A 17171-nucleotide genomic window follows, 5' to 3' on the forward strand; every position below is an offset into this window, starting at 1 on the left:
ATTGAAGGGGTTGACGCGACATGTTTCGACTGGGCCGGTGCCGATCAGATGTTTCAAGTTTACTGACGAGTCATATCCGGCATGGACGATCGAAATCGGCGAGCATTTCTCATCGGCATCGCCGGAGCGATCGCGGCCTTCGCGGTTTTGTTTTTCCTCGTTGGTGCCCGTGACGTCCTCGACTCGTTGCTGTCGGCTTCACCCTCTTGGGTCGTCGCAACGTTCGCACTCGCGCTCGGCTGGCTGGCCGCCTGGAGCCTGATGCTTCGGACCGTGCTGGCCGCGCTCGGTATCGAGATCCCGATCGGGAAGTCGTTTCTCGTCTATGCTGGAGCCGTCTTCGCGAACAACGTCACCCCGTTCGGGCAGGCCGGCGGTGAACCGATCGCTGCCTTGCTGATCTCGAAGACCTCCGACGCCCGTTACGAAACCAGCCTCGTCGGGATCGCGACTGTCGACGTCATCAACGTCGTCCCATCGATCTCACTGATCCTCGTGGGTGTCGGCTACTACGCGACCACCGCGGCGATCGGCCAGCGCCTCGAGACGGCCGTCGGCTCGGCGGTTGTGTTGATCGGGGGCATCGTCCTGGTAATGGCGCTCGTCTGGCGGTACCACCGGATGATCGTCGAGCGACTTCCCGGGATCATTGCTCCCCGACTCGGCCGGCTCGGACTCGAGCGCTTCGACTCCGAGACGCTCGAGGAAGACATCGCCGACCGACTGGGGCGATTTTTCGAGAACATCGAACGCGTCGCGACGGATCGGTGGCGACTTGCCGCCGTCATCGGCCTGTCGCTGTGTGGGTGGCTCTTTCAGACGGCCGCGCTTACGGTCGCGTTCGACTCGATCGGGTACGACGTCTCGGCGTACGTCCTGCTGTTTGTCATCCCGCTTGCGAACCTCGCGGGCGCTGCGCCGCTACCAGGTGGGCTCGGCAGTATCGAAGCCGCGTTCGTCACGCTGCTCGTGCCAACGACCGGTGTTCCGGCGTCGGCCATCACCGCGGCCGTCCTCATCTTCCGGGGCGCGATTTACTGGATGCCGGTCCTGATCGGCGGGCTGTCGGTGTCGGCGTTCGGTGTCCGAGCGGTTCGGTAATCGACTGCTGGCCGACAGTGTCATTTCCGCCCGACACTGATAGTCGGTCAACTGCTCATGTACCGGGAGGGCCACGCCGGCCTCAACGCCGTGCTCTATGCACCGATTCTCCCCGTCGTGAGCCACGTCTGGTCGCTCGAGCTGGCGCTTGTCGGCGCGCTCGTGGCCGTCGGCGTCGCCAATATCCCCGATCTCGATCAGCCGTTGCCGCGCATACGCCATCGCGGGCCGACCCATACCGTCTGGTTTGCCCTCCTCGTCGGACTGGTCGCGGGTATCGGGACCGACCTCCTCGTCCCCGCAACGCCGGTAGCGTTCCGGTTCGGCTTCCTCGTCGGCACCGGCGGTATCCTCGCGCATCTCGCCGGTGACGTCGTGACGCCGATGGGGATCAGCCCGTTCGCGCCCGTCTGGCGATACCACGTCACGCTCGAGTGGTTCAAATCCAAAAACAGCCGGATCAACCGGGCGTTGTTGCTCGTCGGCTCGAGTGCGCTGTTTTCGTCGCTGCTTCTGACGGTGGGGCTGTCGGCGGCGGTCGCTCCGGCGAGTTGATCGGTGCCAGCTGTTCGGAGTCGCTCGGTTCTGGGTCGAATCGAGGCTTAGATCGAACGCTACTCGTTTGCGTCCCAGACGAGGAGCGCAAGCGACGCGGTCCAGAGTACGACTGTCGCGGTCGGACTGTGGACCGGCAAGCCAGGGCTCCAACTCGTCCGTAGCGGGAACAGCCAGTCGATTCCCTTCGGCGACAGTGAGTCGATCGCGAGATGGGAGCCAAGCGCAAGTCCGGCGGCGAGCGCGACACGTCGACCGATCGGTGTGGGGCGCTGACGCCCAACGGCGTATCCGCCAGCGACGACTGTCAGCGCGAACAGGGGCGTGTGGGTGATCCCGCGGTGAACGAACGGCCAGGCCCAGTCCGCGGGAAAGAGAAAGTCGGTGTCCGGGAGCAGTCCGAAGACGAGCCCGATCCGCGGGTCAGCGTCGGTGAGCCCGGCAGCGAGGGCGTAGCCGACGACTGCATGGGTCGCGAACGCACCTGCCAGAAACAACACCCGTCCAATCTCCATCGGCGATTTATTCGGCCGGTATCACCACATAGCTTATGTTCTTCGAAAGTGGGAGCGACGGATACCCACCGTTGGACGACAGCCACTGTCGCCACTGATCAGCGGAGCTGAATCAACAATGCTTACATTCGGGACGGAGTACGCACGGGTTATGTATCCGTTGCAACTCGAGGGGACGCCGCCCTGGCTCGAGTCGATGCTGACGTCAGAACTCGCGCTTGCGGTGTTTTTCGGTCTCTGTGTCCTCGAGGGTGCGATGTTGCTGCGATTTATGCCGAGCGAACTCGTCGTCCCGGCCGCACTGGCGTTGATCGGGTCGTCGATGCCGAAAGTGGTGACGATCGTCGCGATTGCGGTCGCCGGCACGACGATCGGTCAGTTCGGCCTGTTCTGTCTCGTCCGCCGGGCTGGCCGTGAGTACGTCATCCGAAAGAGTTGGTTTCCGGTCACCGAGTCGCGACTCGAGCGGTTCGACGGCTGGTTCGATCGCTGGGGCGCGGTGGCCGTCGCCGTAAGCAACACGATGTTGTTCGTCCGCGGGCTATTGACCGTCCCTGCGGGACTCTCGGAGATGGACGGCCGCGCGTTCGTCGCGCTGTCGGCGATCGGCTCGCTGTCGTTCCAGTCGATTCTCGCGGCGCTGTATCTCCTCGGCGGTCACCTGTTGGCGTGATCGATCGATAAAAACGGAGCGGACCTCGAGTTCGGTTAGTTGCCGCCCTGTCGGTAGACCGGCAGCCGGAACCGGACGCCAGCATCGCGGAGTTGCCACCTGATCTCGAGGCCGGCCCACGAGAGGCCGGTCAGCAACGCAACGCCGATCGCGGCGAACTCTGAGGACCCCATCCAGACCGGACTCACGAACAGGAGGGCGTTGTAGATCCGGTGTGGGAGGATCGACTCGATGAGATCACCGAGGAACTCGAGGGGGCTGAACTCGAGGCTGCTACCACCACCGCCACCGCCGCTGCTGCTGGTCTCGGCTGCGGTTCGGTTCTCGAGGCCGAGCGCCTGGGCGCTCTGGCCGCCCGCGCTTTCGTCACCGGTCTCGAGGCGCTCGGCTTCGTACGGCAGCGACGAGCCGACCTCCCAGACGATGTCGCCGGACTCGTTGACCTCGATGACGCGGTTGCCGTGGGTGTCACTGATCAGCGTGTTGCCGTTTGGAAGCCGGTCGGCGTCCCGTGGCCACTGGATCTGATCGTCTTCCCACAGCCAGGTCTGGGTCCACTCGCCGTCTTCACGCTGGAACTCCTTGATCTGGGCATTTTCAGAGTCGGCAACGAGGACTGCCGGCCCGCCTTGGCTCTCAGGGATGTAGTCGGGGTTGTGCTGTTCGTGGAGGATGTCGTATTCGTTTTCCGACCCGAGCGTCCAGTCCTCGAGTAGTCCGTCTTCCCGATCGAGGAAGACGACCTGGTCCTGATTGCGCAGACTGGCCATGATTCGGCCCTCCATCTGGCCCTCCTCGATGTACTCGACGTCGTTGATGTGTGCCCAGTCACGGGGCCAGGAGTGACCGCCCTCGAGCGGGAAATCGCTCTGGGCGTCCCAGAGCCACTCGACGACTTCCGTCTCGGTGTTGACGACAAAGACCTGATCGGCGACCATGTCGGCGACGACGAAGTGGGTCTCGTTGATGCGGTCGACGTCGTGCCACTCCCCAGCGTACTCCTTGTAGTCGTAACGCTCGTAGAGCACCTCGACCTCACCGGTCTCGAGGTCGGCGCGCTCGATGACGTTGCGGGTACACGGTGGAGCGCCACAGTTGGCACCTTCGGTGTGAATCGTATCCGTCGCGGCGTACTCGACGGTTAACGGATCACCCTCGACGGGATCGGCGTCGAAGTACTTCGTCCGCGAGTTGTTGTAGTAGAGGACCTCGCCGTTGGGCTGATAGGCGGTGATCGTTCCAGCACGACCCGACTCGGTGACGACCGTGTGGTTCTCCGTCGGCGGCGCGTTCGGGACGCCTTCTCTCGAGGCCGTCGAGACGCCTTCTCCCGCCGCGCTGGCGACGACGGCGGCAGACAAAAGAACGAGGACGACGAACGCAGCCCGGAGCCGGGTTCTCGTTATTTCCGACCGGACCCGCTCGAGCGACGGAAGCGATTGTTCGGTCACGGTATTCTCACCATCTCGTTTCGGTATGCCGTTTGGGGACCCATTGCCCTTTGTTTCCTGATCAAGATATTAGTACGTTGTTGAACGTTCTATTTTCCGTGGGAGGGAAACCACATCGTGCCCGTCCCAACAGCGACTGGGTCGGCGACTCGAGCGCTCATTCTGGCGGGTAACGTGGTCGTGATAGTATTATGCCTGCTCGTCCGCCCGCGTGGTCAGGACGGGCACCGGCGACGTGCGGATTACCCGCTCGGTGAAGCTCCCGAGCAGGTGTCGGTCGAGACCGGTGTGGCCGTGTGTCCCCATCACGACGAGATCGATTCCCTCCTCGTCGGCATATCTCGTGACCTCTTGTGGCATGGTGCCGGTTACAATGGTCGTCGTGACGTCGTCGACGCCCGCCTGCGTGGCGGTCGCCGCTGCCTCGTCGAGAACCGTCTGGACGTTCTCCTCGAGTTGCTCGGAGAGCTGTGCCGATTCTGCGTCGCCGACCTCTGGGAGTTCGTCGACGATAGACAGCAAGTGAAGTGTCGCACCGGTACGTTCGGCGGCCGCCGCTGCCAGTTTCAGTGCCGCCGTTGCATGGTTGCTCCCATCGGTCGGAACGAGCACGTCGGTGTAGGGATACGTCGGCGTCACGCCGTCGGCTGCTCGAACCGTCATCACTGGCACCGGGCTTCGGTTTACGACGTGATCCGTGACGCTCCCGAGAACGTATTCTCCCAGTCCGCGCCGACCGTGGGCACCCATCGCGATGAACTCGAACGCGTCGGCGCTGACGTAGTCGACGATCGTCGGCCGGGGATCTCCCTGGACGACGTCCGTGACAACGGACACGCCGCGTTCCTCGGCGAGCGCGGCAGCCTCCGAGACGATCGTTTCGCCTTCTTCCTCGAGGACGTCGACGACGTCAGTGCCGAGTCGGGTGAGGCTCGGTTGGTTCGTGTCCGCGACGTGCAGCAGGTGGACGGTCGCGTCCCGTTCGCGGGCGATATCGAGTGTGTGCTCGAGCGCTGCGGTTGCGGGGTCGCTCCCATCGGTCGGGACGAGAAAGCGAGGTGGCATACTCGAGCGTTCGAGACGAACCTGCTTATATACTGTTGGCCAACTGTCCGTGAACACCCAGTCGCTCTCGTTTCTCGGTACGGGGTGTCGAACGCAAAGCAGAGGATACCACTCTGCCCGCAGGCGGCGTCGAGTCGCTAAACGGTCTCGACGCGAATCTCGCCGTCTGCTGTGACGGTCACCAGACACCCGCTGTACTCGAAGGACACTGAGCCGTTGGGGCGGCGGCCGTTCGCACGCGGTTCGAACAGTCGCTCGAGCGCATCGGTGTTGATCGAATACTGCAGTGGCTCGAGTTCAGTGATGTCTTCGTCTAAGAATGTTGCGACGGCGTCCGCAACGGCGACGCTAAGCGGTTCGTCGCCGAGTCGATCGTAGTGCATGGAATAGTGATCCCCAATCTCGGTCGCCGGTGTTGGTGAACTCATCTTGCTCATAGCGTATACGTACCCCCAGTACGGCGGTGGGAAGTCGTTTCGTGGTTCACGAGTTGTTGTAAAGAACCTACTTGTTAACTGTGTAAGGGCCGCCACAGCAGGTGGTTAATCAATTAACCTCGGACGCAGTCGCTCCCTCGAACAGGACGGCAAAGAGCTTCCGTTCGACGGCCCGAACGTGCTTGTGGAAGGCGGGCGAGGAAATCTCGAGGGAGTCCGCGATCTCTTCACCGTTTGCGTGCCGGGGCCACTCGAAGAACCCACTGTGGTATGCCGTCTGGATGACCTCTCGCTGGCGATCGGTGACCGTCTCGAGCACGGCACTGCGCGCGTGGTTGGCCGCCATCGAACAACTATCCGTCGCCACAGCACGGCGAGCGACCATCGACACGTCGGGACCGTTTTGGCTGAGCCCGGCAATGAGGTCGCGAACGTCGACCGCGTCCGGGATGTCGATGCGTGCGCGTCCACCCGTGGTGTCGGCCACGAACTCGCGTAACTGCGCTCCGTGGGCGTCGGTAATCGCTCCCAGCGAGGGCTCAGTCAACCGGAGTTGCAGCACCGTCTCGTCTTCGTGTTCGGCGACCGTGACGACCTGGCTGATTCCGTCGACTGGGGCGTGGGCTTCGGTCTCGAGCGGCCCGTCGACGGCCGCAAACACGACCTGTGTCTCGTCGTCTCGAGTCGTCACGCCCGCATAGCGCACGCGCTCGTCGAGGAACGCAGCCAGCCGACACAGCGTCGCATCCGCCGCAACCTCGAGTTCCACTTCAGTCCGACCGACATCGGACAGCGCGTGCGTCCGGGTGACGGCATCGATCGCGTACGCGATCGTCTCGCTGAGGTCGGCAAGCATCGACCGAAACGGCTCGTCGAACGCGTCCCGCTGGTCTCCGTAGATCGACAGAACGCCGTAGAGAAACCCATCATAGACGAGTGGCACCGCATACACACACAGGACGTTGCGTGAGAGTGCTTCACCGCGCCACGCGCCGTCGTGGACCGATGCTGCGACGTTCTCGACGTAGACCGGCGCTTTCGCTCGCGCCGCCCGTCCCGCCGGTTCGGCGGTCGATTCGTCGACCGTCGGTACCGGTACCGCGTCGAGATACCCACGGTCGTGCCCGGCGTGAGCGCGCGGCTCGAGACTGTTCCCGTTCGCGTCGGGCTCGCCGAACCAGGCCAGCGAACACGCGTCGCACTTGGTGAGACGTGCGAGGACGCCGCGTTCGAGCTCCGTCCGAGAATCAGCCGTCAGGAGAGACTGTTCGATGTCTCGGCGCGTCTCGAGTGCGGCGTCGAGGCGCTCGAGCCGGCGAGTTTGCCGTTCGAGGTCGCGTTCACAGTCGTGACGTCGCTGGCGTTGTCCGATCCGATCGAGCGTGGTTTCCGTTGCCGCGACGAACGGCTTGACGAGTTCGATGGCCCCGCTGACGTCGGCGTCGGGAGCGCTCGAGACCGCAACGAACACGCCGTGTTCGCCCAGCGAAACGGCGAGGCCGCTCTGGGCAGCAGTCGCGTCGGGGGCCGCTGGCGACGTTGCGATATCGTCAGCGGTTGACGGGTCGCCGGTGACGAACGTCTCCCAGATGCTACTGCCGTTGGGTTCGACCGCTGCGGGGGAGCCAACCGTCGATTCGTAGGCTGCTGAGTGTGCCACCGGACGGAGTTCGGTGGCCCGATCGTCGAACCGATAGACGACGCCGTCGATCTCGAGTACGTCGGCGACGATGTCGATGAGGGACTCGCAAGCGGCCGTTTCCGAGTCGACAGCGAGTATGTGACTGGTCGCATCGGAGAGTGCATCGAGCGCCGCTCGATATCTGTGCTGGTCGGTCAGTGCTCGCTCGCGCTCGCAGTCGGCAGCTGCGAGCGTTCGCTGGAGCCGATGGGCGAGGAGCCGTGGCTTCTGAACCGACCGCTTGACGACGATTTCGGTCGCGCCCTCGGCTCGGAGGTCGTCGATCGCCTCGTCGGCAGTCGAATCGATCGCGTAGACGGTCGGACATGCCCCGTCGACGGCTGCGAGGGCGGCACGCTCGTCCGTCAGGACACACGTTGCAGTCTCGAGTCGATCGTCCGTGAGGTCGGACGCAGCCGAGACGACGCCAGCGACTGTCACCGCCTCGGCTGCAAGTTCCGCCGTTGCCGTCCGAATCCACTCGGACGTGCCGACGAGAACGCACCCGGGCGTCGTCTCGGCATCCTCGAGACTGTGAACCATACCCTTGGTGGGTGCGGCGATTATAAAAAGGTCGTGTCGGTTCCGACGAGCGACCCTGGTTACTCGGGCGTGAGTGTGCCGTGCTCGACTCGATAGCCGTCGTCGCAGGCCTCGATCGCCCGCACGTCCCGCAGTCTGAGCCCCTGTTCCATCTTGGTCACGACCGGCGTATCGTAGTGGTCGGCCTCGTACTCGAACCCGTTCCCCTCCTGTTGGCGGCGCTCGACGAACGCTCGATGGCGCTCGAGGCGTGCGCGTCCAACCGACCGTGACAGTGCCGGCACCTCGTCGATCCGATCGTCGAACACCTCGAGAAACGCGTCCTCGAGTTCGACCCCGATCGAGTTGCGACCGGCACACATCGCCGCAAGCGTGGTCGTCCCGGTGCCCCAGAAGGGATCGAGGACGGTGTCGCCGTAGGTCGAGTACATACAGATCAGCCGGTAGGGAATCTCGAAGGGATAGGCCGCCGACCGCTCCCGGAGGTCGTCGTCGACCGCCTCGAGCGTCTGTAACTCGCCGGTCACGTCGGTCCAGACGTCCGAGAACCAGCGGTTGCGTTCCTCCCAGAAGTAGGCGGCCTCGTAGCGCCGGTCAGCACCCGGCTCGAACTCGCGGCGTGTTCCTCCCTTCCGAAAGATCAGGACGTACTCGTGCTCGAGGGTGACGTAGGCGTTCGGCGGGATCATCCCGCTCCCCATGAACTTGGCCGCGCTGTTTGCCGGCTTTCGCCAGAGCACGTCCGGCAGCGGCTCGAATCCCCGCTCTTCGAACGCCGCGAGCACGCGGGCGTGGTTGGGGTAGACTCGAAAACTACCGTCGACCGACCGGGTCGCGTCGCCGACGTTAATACAGGCGATTCCGCCGTCGACCAGCACCCGCTCGAGTTCGTCCCAGACGGCCGCGAGTTGTGCATGCATCGCCTCGAAGGCGGCCTGGCCGTCACCGGCCTCGAGTGCGTCGCCGATCGCAGGATCGAGGTCCGTAAAGAGGTCGTCCCACATCTCGATCATCGGATACGGCGGCGACGTCACGACGAGTTCGACCGACTCGTCGGCGACGTCCGAGAGCGCACGGGAGTCACCGACGACCACGCGGTGAGTGGTCTTCATTGGCTTGACACTGTCGGCGTCTCTCCCTTAGCTTCTTCGCCAGGCGACGCACAGACCAGAACAGTGAACCGCCTCGGGGTCAAGCCCCGAGGCACTCGGCCTGCTCCGCCTGTAGACAGTCGATCGCCCCCTCCCCCAGCCGAGCGGGCCGGTCGTTACTCCTCGCTTTCCTCGTCCGGTTCCTCTGCCTCTGTAGCCGTTTCAGGTTCGCTCTCGATATCGGTTGCCGGCTCGAACTCCTCGATCGGCTCCCACTCTTCGTCCTCGTCCGAGGTGAGCCGTCGCCGAAGGACCGCAGCCCCCGCAAGCAGCCCCACCGCAAGCAGGAGTCGCGACAGCCGCGACGGTGAGTCAGATTCGTCCGTCACCTCGACTGTCGTTTCCTCGGTTTCCTCAGCCGTTTCGCGGACGCTCTCGATGATTTCCGGCTGTTCGACGTCCTCGAGCGGCGTCTCTTCGAGCATCGATGACCGCCGACCCAGGAGAAAGCCGATGGCCGCACCGAGGCCAAATAACGCTCCTGCAAGCGGAAACTGCCTGCCTGAGCGAGCCCCCTCGGATTCCTCGACGGCCTCGAGAATCGGCTCGCGCATCGGAGACTCCATCCCTCGATTGACCGCTTCTTTAACGATGAGCTCGGATAGTGTGGCGTCCTGTTGTTCCGTCTCGGGCATAATCCGCTCCGACCACATCGCTGTACATAATTCTATCCCCCGTTTCCATCGCTCGGACGAGCTCGTCGGCTCGTATGCATGAACTACTCGAGAAACCGGGCGATATAACAGCCGGTTTCCCGGCGACGAGCGATCGTGCGTAAGCGGTCGGGGCTGGTCGGCGTCACCCGGCGGCGCGATCATCGGTCAAGAATCGACTCGAGAGCCGATCAGCGATTCGCATTTCCGGCCGTATTCGGTTGTTGACAGCACTCGAGGGAGTCATACGCGCGTGTACGAACAAAAATATATAAAGGAGCCAACGCTCGTGAGTCAGCGGAACGCAGCCATCGCTCGCTGGACCGTGTCAGTGATCGGTAAACCCGGCTCTTCCCACCCTATAAGACTACCTCGGCACGTCGATCATGCGGCAGTGCTGTGGAATGCCTTCCATAACGAAGGGGATCCCCGAGAGGGTTCACACATGAGTGTCCTCCGCCAGCCCGAGGTCCTCGGCCGAACGACACGCCGTCGTGTCGTCGGCGTCACTGCCGCACTCTCTGCGGCGGCCGTCGAAACGGTCGCGGTCGGGTGCTGGTTCGGCCTCGTCGTCGGCTCGCGGACGACAACGACCGCGCTCGCAGGGCTTGGCGTGCTCTTCTGTGGTTCATTGCTCAGAACGACAATCTTTGGAGTGACGGTCAGCGATCTCGGAGCACGCCTGCAGCCACAACAACTCGGCGTGACAGTTTCGCTCACGGCTGGCTGGATCGTCTGGCTGCTCGTGGCCGAACTGATCGGCGAGTCGCTCGGTGTCGCTGTCGCAGCCGTCGTATTCGCTGGCATGCTCACCGGTCAGTTCGTCCTCGAGCGACACACCTTCAGACAGCCGACCGATCGCTGGTCGTTCGCACTGGCCGTTCCGGGGCTGTTGCTCGCCGCTGGCGCATCGATACTGCTCGCGACCGTCTGGTTTACCGACTGGGTGATCTCTTCGTCGCCGTACTCGCTTGGCTCGACGACGATCGTCCTTCGGATCGGAGCCATCCACCTCGGCGTATTCGCCTTTGGCCTCTTCGCGTTCCTCGCTCATCAGCGCCGGTTTCAGCGCCTTCTCGATCCCTGACGTGCGGTCACGATCTATCACGTGAGAGGTATCACTTCCCCTGTGCGCCCACGTTCTGGTCGCTTTCGAATGAGTCCGGATCCGGCTCGATCGCCGCGTACTGGACTGCCCGCCTGCCAAGCGTCGTCACCCGCGTCTCGAGTTTTGGATCGACGAACGTCCCGTTATCGATGGCGTCACTGGCGTTCGGGATCGCCGCCTCGTGTGGGATGACCCATGCGTTCAGTGCACGACAGACCGACCGCATATGCTCTACGGCCGTCACGGGAAAGGCTCCCCCAGAGACGGCAAGCAAGCCGACAGTCTTGTCCTCGAACTCGTCGAACCCACAGTAGTCGAGTGCGGTCTTCAGCGGCGAGGAAAACGAGCCATGATACATCGGCGAGCCGAGCAGGATCGTATCGGCCGCGCGAACGCGAGCCGCAAGTGCATCTGCGTCGCCCGCATCCACACGATCGCGGTCCGCATCGAAAATCGGCAACTCGTACTCACGGAGATCGATCAGTTCGGTCGTCCCACCAGCCTGTTCGGCGGCCGAGAGCGCCTGCTCGAGTGCGATCCGAGTATAGCTGCCATCGCGGAGACTGCCACAGAGTGCAGCTACGTGAACGTCACTGTCGCTCATAGCTGTCCTGTCGACAGGCGACAAGAAAAGCGATCTGAAGGGAGACTGATATATGGGGTTCAGCGCCCGGCAGTCGGCAGCGATCGCTCGATTCGGAGGCCCTTTCTCTACTGAATTCGAACCGAGTGCTGTGCAGTCGCTGCTCACCGTCTTGCTCGAGGAGGCGCTTCCGCGCGTGCTGACGATTACGCTCCTGATCGGAGTGGGTGTCGGCCTGGCCAACCTCGCGGTGGAGTACGGGCTCGTCAAACTCGTCGCCCGCGTCGGCCACTATCTCACGGAGCCGGCGAACCTCCCCCCGGAAGTCGGCACCGCAGTTCTTACGAACGCGGTCTCGGTGACCGCCGGCTACGGGATGCTCGCGGAGTTTCGCGAGGACGGCCTGCTCGACGACCGGGCCACGCTGATCGCCGTCATCATCAACACCTTCTTCGGATTCATCCAGCACATCTTCACCTACTACGGGCCCGTTCTGATCCCGATCCTCGGACTACAGGTCGGCCTCATGTACGTCGGCGCACGGGCCGGCATCTCGCTTGGCATCACGCTCGTCGGCTTGCTCGCCGGTGCCGTCTTGCTCCGGGATGACGACTACGACGGCAATTCCATCGACCCCGACACGCCCGACGAAGACTCGCAGACGAACCGCGAGAAACTGCGGACAGCTGCCGAAAACACCGCTGATCGCCTGCGCTCGATCGTCCCCCGGCTTGCGATCGTCTATTCGCTCGTTTTTGTCGCACTCGAGTACTCGGATCGGATCCTCGAGTACGTGGACCCGGTTCTCGCCGTGTTCGCGTCCGTCGGCCTCGACGAACCGGGTGTAGTGCTCGAGTCGGTCGCCGGCCTGTTGGGGCTACCAGGCGCGGCGATACCGGTGATCCTCGTTTCACTGGTCGATCCGACGACCGGCGCGATCACTGTCGCGCCACTGATCGGGGACGTGTTGACACCCGAGGAGACGGTGATCACGCTGCTGGTCGGCAGCCTGATCTCGCTGACGATCGGGACGGTCAAGCGCTCGATCCCGTTTCAGTACGGCATCTGGGGAGCGTCGTTCGGGACGAAAGTGATCGTCGTCAACGTCTGTCTGAAAGCGGCGTTCATCCTCGTTGCGATCGGCGTTTTCTTCGTCGTCTGACGCTGGGATCGCTGTCGGATGGCACGCTGTGGGATGGCTGTGTCCTGTATCTCGAACGGGGTGCCGGAAAATCGATCCTATGCGCTGGCCGATGCGGTCGTCGATAACTGGCGGCTGCCGTACGCCCCGACGAGGGACAGAATCACGATCAGCACACCGGCGACACCGTTGACCCCGACCACCAGCGCACGGTCAGCGCCGAGAACGAACGGTGCCGCGACGATCCAGATTCCCAGCACGGCGACGACGGCCGCGATGACGATACTCGGTGATCGGCGCTCGTTGGTTCGGTAGGCCTGAAACGCCGCGAGAAACGCCACCGCCGCGCCGACGGGGACGTTCTGAATCCCCATGAAATCGGTAATCGTGAAGATGACCGTCGACACCATGACGAACGCGCCGAGCACCGCCGTCAACCCGGCCGTTCGCTGGACCAGTACTGACGAATCGTCCGCGGATCGGGTTCGGCTCATACGCGCGTCTACCACGTGCTTCGTAATGAAGGGGGGTTTCGCACACCATGTCTTTACTACGTAATTATGTGTTACCACGGAGCTCATACTGCCGGACAGAACGACGTGACGATCGGGCGCTCTGCTGCGGCCGTCACCGGTGGAGACGGCCGCGAATCCGCGACCGACTTCGTATTGACTGCTGTCCGACAGTACAGCTTGCAGCAACGCGGCTCGGACGACGTAGACTCGAGTCCACATACATGGACACCAAGCGGACGGACTCATGGCGTTCCGGATGGGCAACGAGCGAGCAGCCGGGGAGCCAGTAGCGGGNGTAGACTCGAGTCCACATACATGGACACCAAGCGGACGGACTCATGGCGTTCCGGATGGGCAACGAGCGAGCAGCCGGGGAGCCAGTAGCGGGTGCTGGAGAAGGACAACAATCTTGGTTCTAATTCGGCAGCGGTGCTCTCCTATACACCATATTTTCAGACAGGCAATAGACTACTATATACCAGCTATAAGACTCAGATGGCGAGGCACGGTCGATCTAGCCACATATCCTCGCTGTACCTGAGATCGTTCCACGATCATCCATCTGCGCGACGATCTCAGCACAGATACCAGCAAAAACACCATTTGGGCAATGAGTGTGCTGGCGTCGGCCCTTTGCCGGCGTTTCTACGGTAACGTACGATTCGTAGTTAAAACTGCGGCTATCGTCGCCACTGCAGGTGCACGCATCGCGCTCGAGGACCTGACAGCGACCTGGACGAACCTCGACCCATTGTCGCAGGCACTCACCACTGCGTTCGTCGTGTTACAGTCGGCAAAGCCAGTGGCCCGTCGATCGTGCCCCGTCGGGACGCGTACTCGCCGTCGGTCCTGAGTTGCATGCTTGGACACACGACTCTCGAATTCCGCGTTGGTTCGCCGTACTGAATGGCCCACACCCGGTGACACAGGTCGATCAGCCAGCCACGACCGGGTGTTTAGCTGATGGCTTGGCTCGAGGTGTGCACACGACGAGTCGCGGCTCGTGTGCAGATTCGGGGATTGGATTCTGTTGGCGTGCAATCCTAGATGAGTGGGCAGTGATTAAATGAGAGAAAAAATAGATGGTATTTGAAAAAGAACTAATGGCGCAAAGATAAAATAGGCACAAGATTATCAGCAACCATGACTGTCACACTCGAACAGACTAAAGCAACAGATATCGCGTCAAAGGCTGACTTTGAGAATTTAGAAAACTATGGCGATAATCTAGAACACTATATTGAGAACTCGTATACATATATACCAATTCCAGATTCAGAGAGGTACTACGACCGAGAAGAAGGAGTTCTGAAAGATTTTGATCCCGGTCAATATATTGATGCGGATGAGGATATTGTATCCGTACTTGAAAAACTAGCTAACTTTCCATTTTTGTGGATTGAAAATCACGTTGGGACCTATTTTTCAATAGATGGTTCGGGTGATGATTTCAGTGGTTTTAGTCGGGTATCAATGTCCGGACCTGGATCAGATGACTTCCATCCATCTGAATCAGATACATGGGATGATGAACAAGAATGGCTAACTGCGAGAGAGTTAGAAGAAGAGCATCCATTGGTAGCCGAAGAAGAATTGGATAAACCAGCTTATCAAATAATAACCTTAGCTGACTTAAATAGAAGAAGATCAAAAGAGCAGCTCTACCCAGTGATTGCAGAACTAGCAGACACACTATCTAAGAAGATCGAAAATGAGCATCAATCTGAAAAAGATCTATATCCACAACTGCGTGCTTCTACAATTGGAAACTGGCAAAAGAGTAAACAACGTGGATTAGACATTCATATAGCAGAGTACATGACTTTAACAGAAATGAGTCAAGTAATACAAGCTTCCGATGATAGCTTTGTATCTGAATGTGGATTCAGTTCAAAAACACAGTGTCAGAAGAAGTTGGGAAGTATAAATGAACTTAGAAATAAGATTATGCATGCTAACAGAACATTGGTCCACGATAGAGATGATATTGAAACTGTCCTCGATCGTATAAACCAGACAAGAGATATACTAAATAACATAAATTAGTATTCTATACTTCATGAAAAGGGGCAGACAATTCCATTCTAACATTAACGACCTCTGTTTCGTGTGCTTCAACTGGAGATTTTCGTGCGAAGGTAGAGGGTAGGGCGCTGTAATTTTTGGCGCTGTCGCCGTGGCGATACCCGCCACGGGCGTTCGAGCACAGTGCAAACCGGCCCCGCAGGCGTTGCGGTGCGATCGCGGTGGCGACCCCGCGCCCTCGAGCGGCGGGCTACAACCAAAGCTGGACAGTCACCGATAGAATACAACCTCATGCGATCGACACCGTACTGAACGGACTATTGCTGTTCTGTTTGAACCCGAACGGAGCACACTCCGCCTTGGTTCAACCCTGCTTTCCAATACTCACGGCTCGTGAATGTATTTGACTCGAGAAACTGGGTCGGAGCGATTTGAACAACGCCTGAGAACCTGCTCCCGTTGGTCGCAGGCCCTTCAGTCTCGTTCAAATCTGCCGAATCACATACCTGCCGCTCGCGGATTTGCTCGCGGCAGAAGTATGGGGTCGGAGGGATTTGAACCCCCGATCGACTGATATCTCCGGTGCGCCTCGGAACTCCAGAGGGTCATCACACGGACACTGATCAGGTGTCCGATCAGTATATCAGTCTGGAGTGTCGTCCCGGGCGCGGTGCCTCTGGAGTCAGTCGCCATGCCTGGCTTGGCCACGACCCCTCGTCATCCTGTTGGGGGATCGCCCCTAAAGTGGTTTCGATTCGGACCGAAACCGCACTACAGCCACGGGGCCCGACCCGGGGTGTCCGTCGTCTCGTCGTCCGGATCGTCTTCGACTTCCACGACCGACGGCTCGAGTTCGCTCGAGGCCGTGTCGTCCCCACCGTCGGGCAACGCACTGAGCTTGGCGGCTGCGTTCGGTTCCGCCTCCGAGTCGGCTCCGCCCAGCGGCAGGTCGACGGCGAAGACGGCGGCGACGAGCAACGCGGCGAGCGGGGCCTGTCCGAAGGCCATCCCGAGCAGGGACAGCGGGAGCAGGCCCAGCGCGACGGCGCTGCCGAAGCGGAACCGATCGATGTCCATGTACCGCCGGAGGTAGGGACCGGTGAGCGCGATCGTCAGCGCGAAGGCGACGCCGATGGCCGCGGCCAGCGTCGCGTTGGCGACGAGGACGGGATCGGTCATCACCTGCACCGTCAGGCCGGTCGGATCGATGCTGGCGACCAGTCCCAGCCCGATGACGACGACGGGGTTGGGGAGGTAGTCGCCGATGGTCGCGCTGGCGGTTTTGGCCGCGATGGCGGCGATCACAAGCGCCGCGAACCGTTCGAAGATGGCGATGTCGATGAGGCTCTCGAAGGTCGGCGCGAGCGCGGCCTGGACGGCTGCCAGCAGGATCAGCGGGACCCCAACGAGCATGACGACGGCAGCCTGCTCGCGGGGAGTGCCGTCCATCTCCGCGAGGATGACGGCGACGGTGGCACTCCCACCGAAGATCAACAGGCCGACCTGAATCGCGCCCAGCGGATCGTCGAGTGCACCGGCTAAGATCAACGCGGGGAAGACACCGTCGACTAACGGGAGCATCATCACTAGCGCGAGCAGTCTCGCGTCACCGCCGACGATGCGCTCCATCTGGAGCGCGACCGGGTGCTGTGACGTACTCATCGGTCAGGGCCGATGGCCATGACCCGAGGCCAGTGGGCGATATGAATGCCGATCCCAGACCGATCGATCCGCACATCGCTCGATCGATTTGGGTTTCTGGCCATTCGCTGTGAGTTTCGGTGTAAAATTCCCGAACGCAACGGTGGCGACGGAGTCGAAGCTCGTCCGGCCAGCAGTTCGGGCAGTGGATGCACTCACAGCGTACATACCTCAATTGAGGACGGGATCGTCAATAAACGTTGTGTGTGATACAGTTCCACGACTCGGTAGTGTGATGGGGATATCGGACAGGTTCGTACAAAAACCACCTGC

16 protein-coding genes and 1 tRNA gene are annotated in these 17171 nt (G+C 61.5%); 6 read left to right on the forward strand and 11 right to left on the reverse strand.

Going from position 1 to position 17171, the window contains the following annotated elements; translation table 11 throughout:
* Positions 1-81: 81 nt before the first annotated feature.
* Positions 82-1101 carry a lysylphosphatidylglycerol synthase transmembrane domain-containing protein gene (locus C476_RS09175; RefSeq protein ID WP_008012170.1) on the forward strand — a complete coding sequence of 340 codons (1020 nt, stop codon included), beginning with the start codon at positions 82-84 and terminating at the stop codon, positions 1099-1101.
* 57 nt (positions 1102-1158) lie between these two features.
* Positions 1159-1656 carry a metal-dependent hydrolase gene (locus C476_RS09180; protein WP_008012172.1) on the forward strand — a complete coding sequence of 166 codons (498 nt, stop codon included), beginning with the start codon at positions 1159-1161 and terminating at the stop codon, positions 1654-1656.
* Positions 1657-1715: 59 nt separating this feature from the next.
* On the opposite strand, the gene C476_RS09185 is transcribed toward C476_RS09180, so the two are convergent.
* Positions 1716-2171 carry a metal-dependent hydrolase gene (locus C476_RS09185; RefSeq protein WP_008012174.1) on the reverse strand — a complete coding sequence of 152 codons (456 nt, stop codon included), beginning with the start codon at positions 2169-2171 and terminating at the stop codon, positions 1716-1718.
* 151 nt (positions 2172-2322) lie between these two features.
* Between C476_RS09185 and C476_RS09190 the strand changes: the two genes are divergently transcribed.
* On the forward strand, positions 2323-2844 hold the full coding sequence (locus C476_RS09190) for a DedA family protein (RefSeq protein WP_049911685.1): 522 nt from the start codon (positions 2323-2325) through the stop codon (positions 2842-2844).
* Between the two features lie 35 nt (positions 2845-2879).
* Here the strand turns inward: C476_RS09190 and C476_RS09195 are convergent, their stop codons facing one another.
* The 6 genes from C476_RS09195 to C476_RS09220 form a co-directional block, all read right to left on the reverse strand.
* Positions 2880-4295 carry an aryl-sulfate sulfotransferase gene (locus tag C476_RS09195; RefSeq protein ID WP_008012179.1) on the reverse strand — a complete coding sequence of 472 codons (1416 nt, stop codon included), beginning with the start codon at positions 4293-4295 and terminating at the stop codon, positions 2880-2882.
* A gap of 189 nt (positions 4296-4484) precedes the next feature.
* The gene (locus C476_RS09200) at positions 4485-5360 is read right to left on the reverse strand and encodes a universal stress protein (protein WP_008012181.1); all 876 of its coding nucleotides are present in this window, start codon (positions 5358-5360) and stop codon (positions 4485-4487) included.
* 137 nt (positions 5361-5497) lie between these two features.
* Entirely contained in the window at positions 5498-5788 is a 291-nt protein-coding gene (locus C476_RS09205; protein WP_083857049.1) for a HalOD1 output domain-containing protein, read from the reverse strand.
* Positions 5789-5906: 118 nt separating this feature from the next.
* A complete protein-coding gene (locus C476_RS09210; RefSeq protein WP_008012188.1) occupies positions 5907-8021 on the reverse strand; it encodes a bacterio-opsin activator domain-containing protein in 2115 nt (704 codons plus the stop codon).
* A 59-nt stretch (positions 8022-8080) separates the two neighbouring features.
* Positions 8081-9133, reverse strand: coding sequence for a DNA-methyltransferase (locus tag C476_RS09215; RefSeq protein WP_008012190.1), 1053 nt, complete (start codon positions 9131-9133; stop codon positions 8081-8083).
* 155 nt (positions 9134-9288) lie between these two features.
* Positions 9289-9807 carry a hypothetical protein gene (locus C476_RS09220; protein ID WP_049911698.1) on the reverse strand — a complete coding sequence of 173 codons (519 nt, stop codon included), beginning with the start codon at positions 9805-9807 and terminating at the stop codon, positions 9289-9291.
* Positions 9808-10270: 463 nt separating this feature from the next.
* Between C476_RS09220 and C476_RS09225 the strand changes: the two genes are divergently transcribed.
* Complete coding sequence (locus C476_RS09225) at positions 10271-10912, forward strand: hypothetical protein (RefSeq protein ID WP_008012194.1); 642 nt, start codon at positions 10271-10273, stop codon at positions 10910-10912.
* Between the two features lie 31 nt (positions 10913-10943).
* Here C476_RS09225 and C476_RS09230 read toward each other — a convergent pair whose 3' ends face one another.
* Complete coding sequence (locus C476_RS09230; protein ID WP_008012196.1) at positions 10944-11537, reverse strand: NADPH-dependent FMN reductase; 594 nt, start codon at positions 11535-11537, stop codon at positions 10944-10946.
* Positions 11538-11667: 130 nt separating this feature from the next.
* Here C476_RS09230 and C476_RS09235 point away from each other — a divergent pair, with 130 nt between their 5' ends.
* Complete coding sequence (locus C476_RS09235) at positions 11668-12678, forward strand: hypothetical protein (protein ID WP_008012198.1); 1011 nt, start codon at positions 11668-11670, stop codon at positions 12676-12678.
* Positions 12679-12755: 77 nt separating this feature from the next.
* Here C476_RS09235 and C476_RS09240 read toward each other — a convergent pair whose 3' ends face one another.
* The gene (locus C476_RS09240) at positions 12756-13151 is read right to left on the reverse strand and encodes an SPW repeat domain-containing protein (protein WP_008012199.1); all 396 of its coding nucleotides are present in this window, start codon (positions 13149-13151) and stop codon (positions 12756-12758) included.
* A 1164-nt stretch (positions 13152-14315) separates the two neighbouring features.
* On the opposite strand from C476_RS09240, the gene C476_RS18360 reads away from it, so the two are divergent.
* On the forward strand, positions 14316-15218 hold the full coding sequence (locus C476_RS18360; protein ID WP_152418192.1) for a hypothetical protein: 903 nt from the start codon (positions 14316-14318) through the stop codon (positions 15216-15218).
* Positions 15219-15736: 518 nt separating this feature from the next.
* Here C476_RS18360 and C476_RS09245 read toward each other — a convergent pair.
* Both C476_RS09245 and C476_RS09250 read right to left on the reverse strand, forming a co-directional pair.
* Positions 15737-15911: transfer RNA gene (locus C476_RS09245), tRNA-Trp, on the reverse strand.
* A gap of 57 nt (positions 15912-15968) precedes the next feature.
* Positions 15969-16859, reverse strand: a complete 891-nt coding sequence (locus C476_RS09250; RefSeq protein WP_008012201.1) for a DUF5794 domain-containing protein — start codon at positions 16857-16859, stop codon at positions 15969-15971.
* Positions 16860-17171: the final 312 nt, after the last annotated feature.

This window comes from Natrinema limicola JCM 13563, assembly GCF_000337475.1.
GTDB classification, from domain to species: Archaea; Halobacteriota; Halobacteria; order Halobacteriales; family Natrialbaceae; genus Natrinema; species Natrinema limicola.

What these genes read in the sequence shown, in the direction of transcription:
- C476_RS09175 (WP_008012170.1), top strand. Translation starts at nt 82, where the DNA reads ATGGACGATCGAAATCGGCGAGCATTTCTCATCGGCATCGCCGGAGCG.
- C476_RS09180 (WP_008012172.1), top strand. Translation starts at nt 1,159, where the DNA reads ATGTACCGGGAGGGCCACGCCGGCCTCAACGCCGTGCTCTATGCACCG.
- C476_RS09185 (WP_008012174.1), bottom strand. Translation starts at nt 2,171, where the DNA reads ATGGAGATTGGACGGGTGTTGTTTCTGGCAGGTGCGTTCGCGACCCAT.
- C476_RS09190 (WP_049911685.1), top strand. Translation starts at nt 2,323, where the DNA reads ATGTATCCGTTGCAACTCGAGGGGACGCCGCCCTGGCTCGAGTCGATG.
- C476_RS09200 (WP_008012181.1), bottom strand. Translation starts at nt 5,360, where the DNA reads ATGCCACCTCGCTTTCTCGTCCCGACCGATGGGAGCGACCCCGCAACC.
- C476_RS09205 (WP_083857049.1), bottom strand. Translation starts at nt 5,788, where the DNA reads ATGAGTTCACCAACACCGGCGACCGAGATTGGGGATCACTATTCCATG.
- C476_RS09210 (WP_008012188.1), bottom strand. Translation starts at nt 8,021, where the DNA reads ATGGTTCACAGTCTCGAGGATGCCGAGACGACGCCCGGGTGCGTTCTC.
- C476_RS09215 (WP_008012190.1), bottom strand. Translation starts at nt 9,133, where the DNA reads ATGAAGACCACTCACCGCGTGGTCGTCGGTGACTCCCGTGCGCTCTCG.
- C476_RS09220 (WP_049911698.1), bottom strand. Translation starts at nt 9,807, where the DNA reads ATGCCCGAGACGGAACAACAGGACGCCACACTATCCGAGCTCATCGTT.
- C476_RS09225 (WP_008012194.1), top strand. Translation starts at nt 10,271, where the DNA reads ATGAGTGTCCTCCGCCAGCCCGAGGTCCTCGGCCGAACGACACGCCGT.
- C476_RS09230 (WP_008012196.1), bottom strand. Translation starts at nt 11,537, where the DNA reads ATGAGCGACAGTGACGTTCACGTAGCTGCACTCTGTGGCAGTCTCCGC.
- C476_RS09240 (WP_008012199.1), bottom strand. Translation starts at nt 13,151, where the DNA reads ATGAGCCGAACCCGATCCGCGGACGATTCGTCAGTACTGGTCCAGCGA.
- C476_RS18360 (WP_152418192.1), top strand. Translation starts at nt 14,316, where the DNA reads ATGACTGTCACACTCGAACAGACTAAAGCAACAGATATCGCGTCAAAG.
- C476_RS09250 (WP_008012201.1), bottom strand. Translation starts at nt 16,859, where the DNA reads ATGAGTACGTCACAGCACCCGGTCGCGCTCCAGATGGAGCGCATCGTC.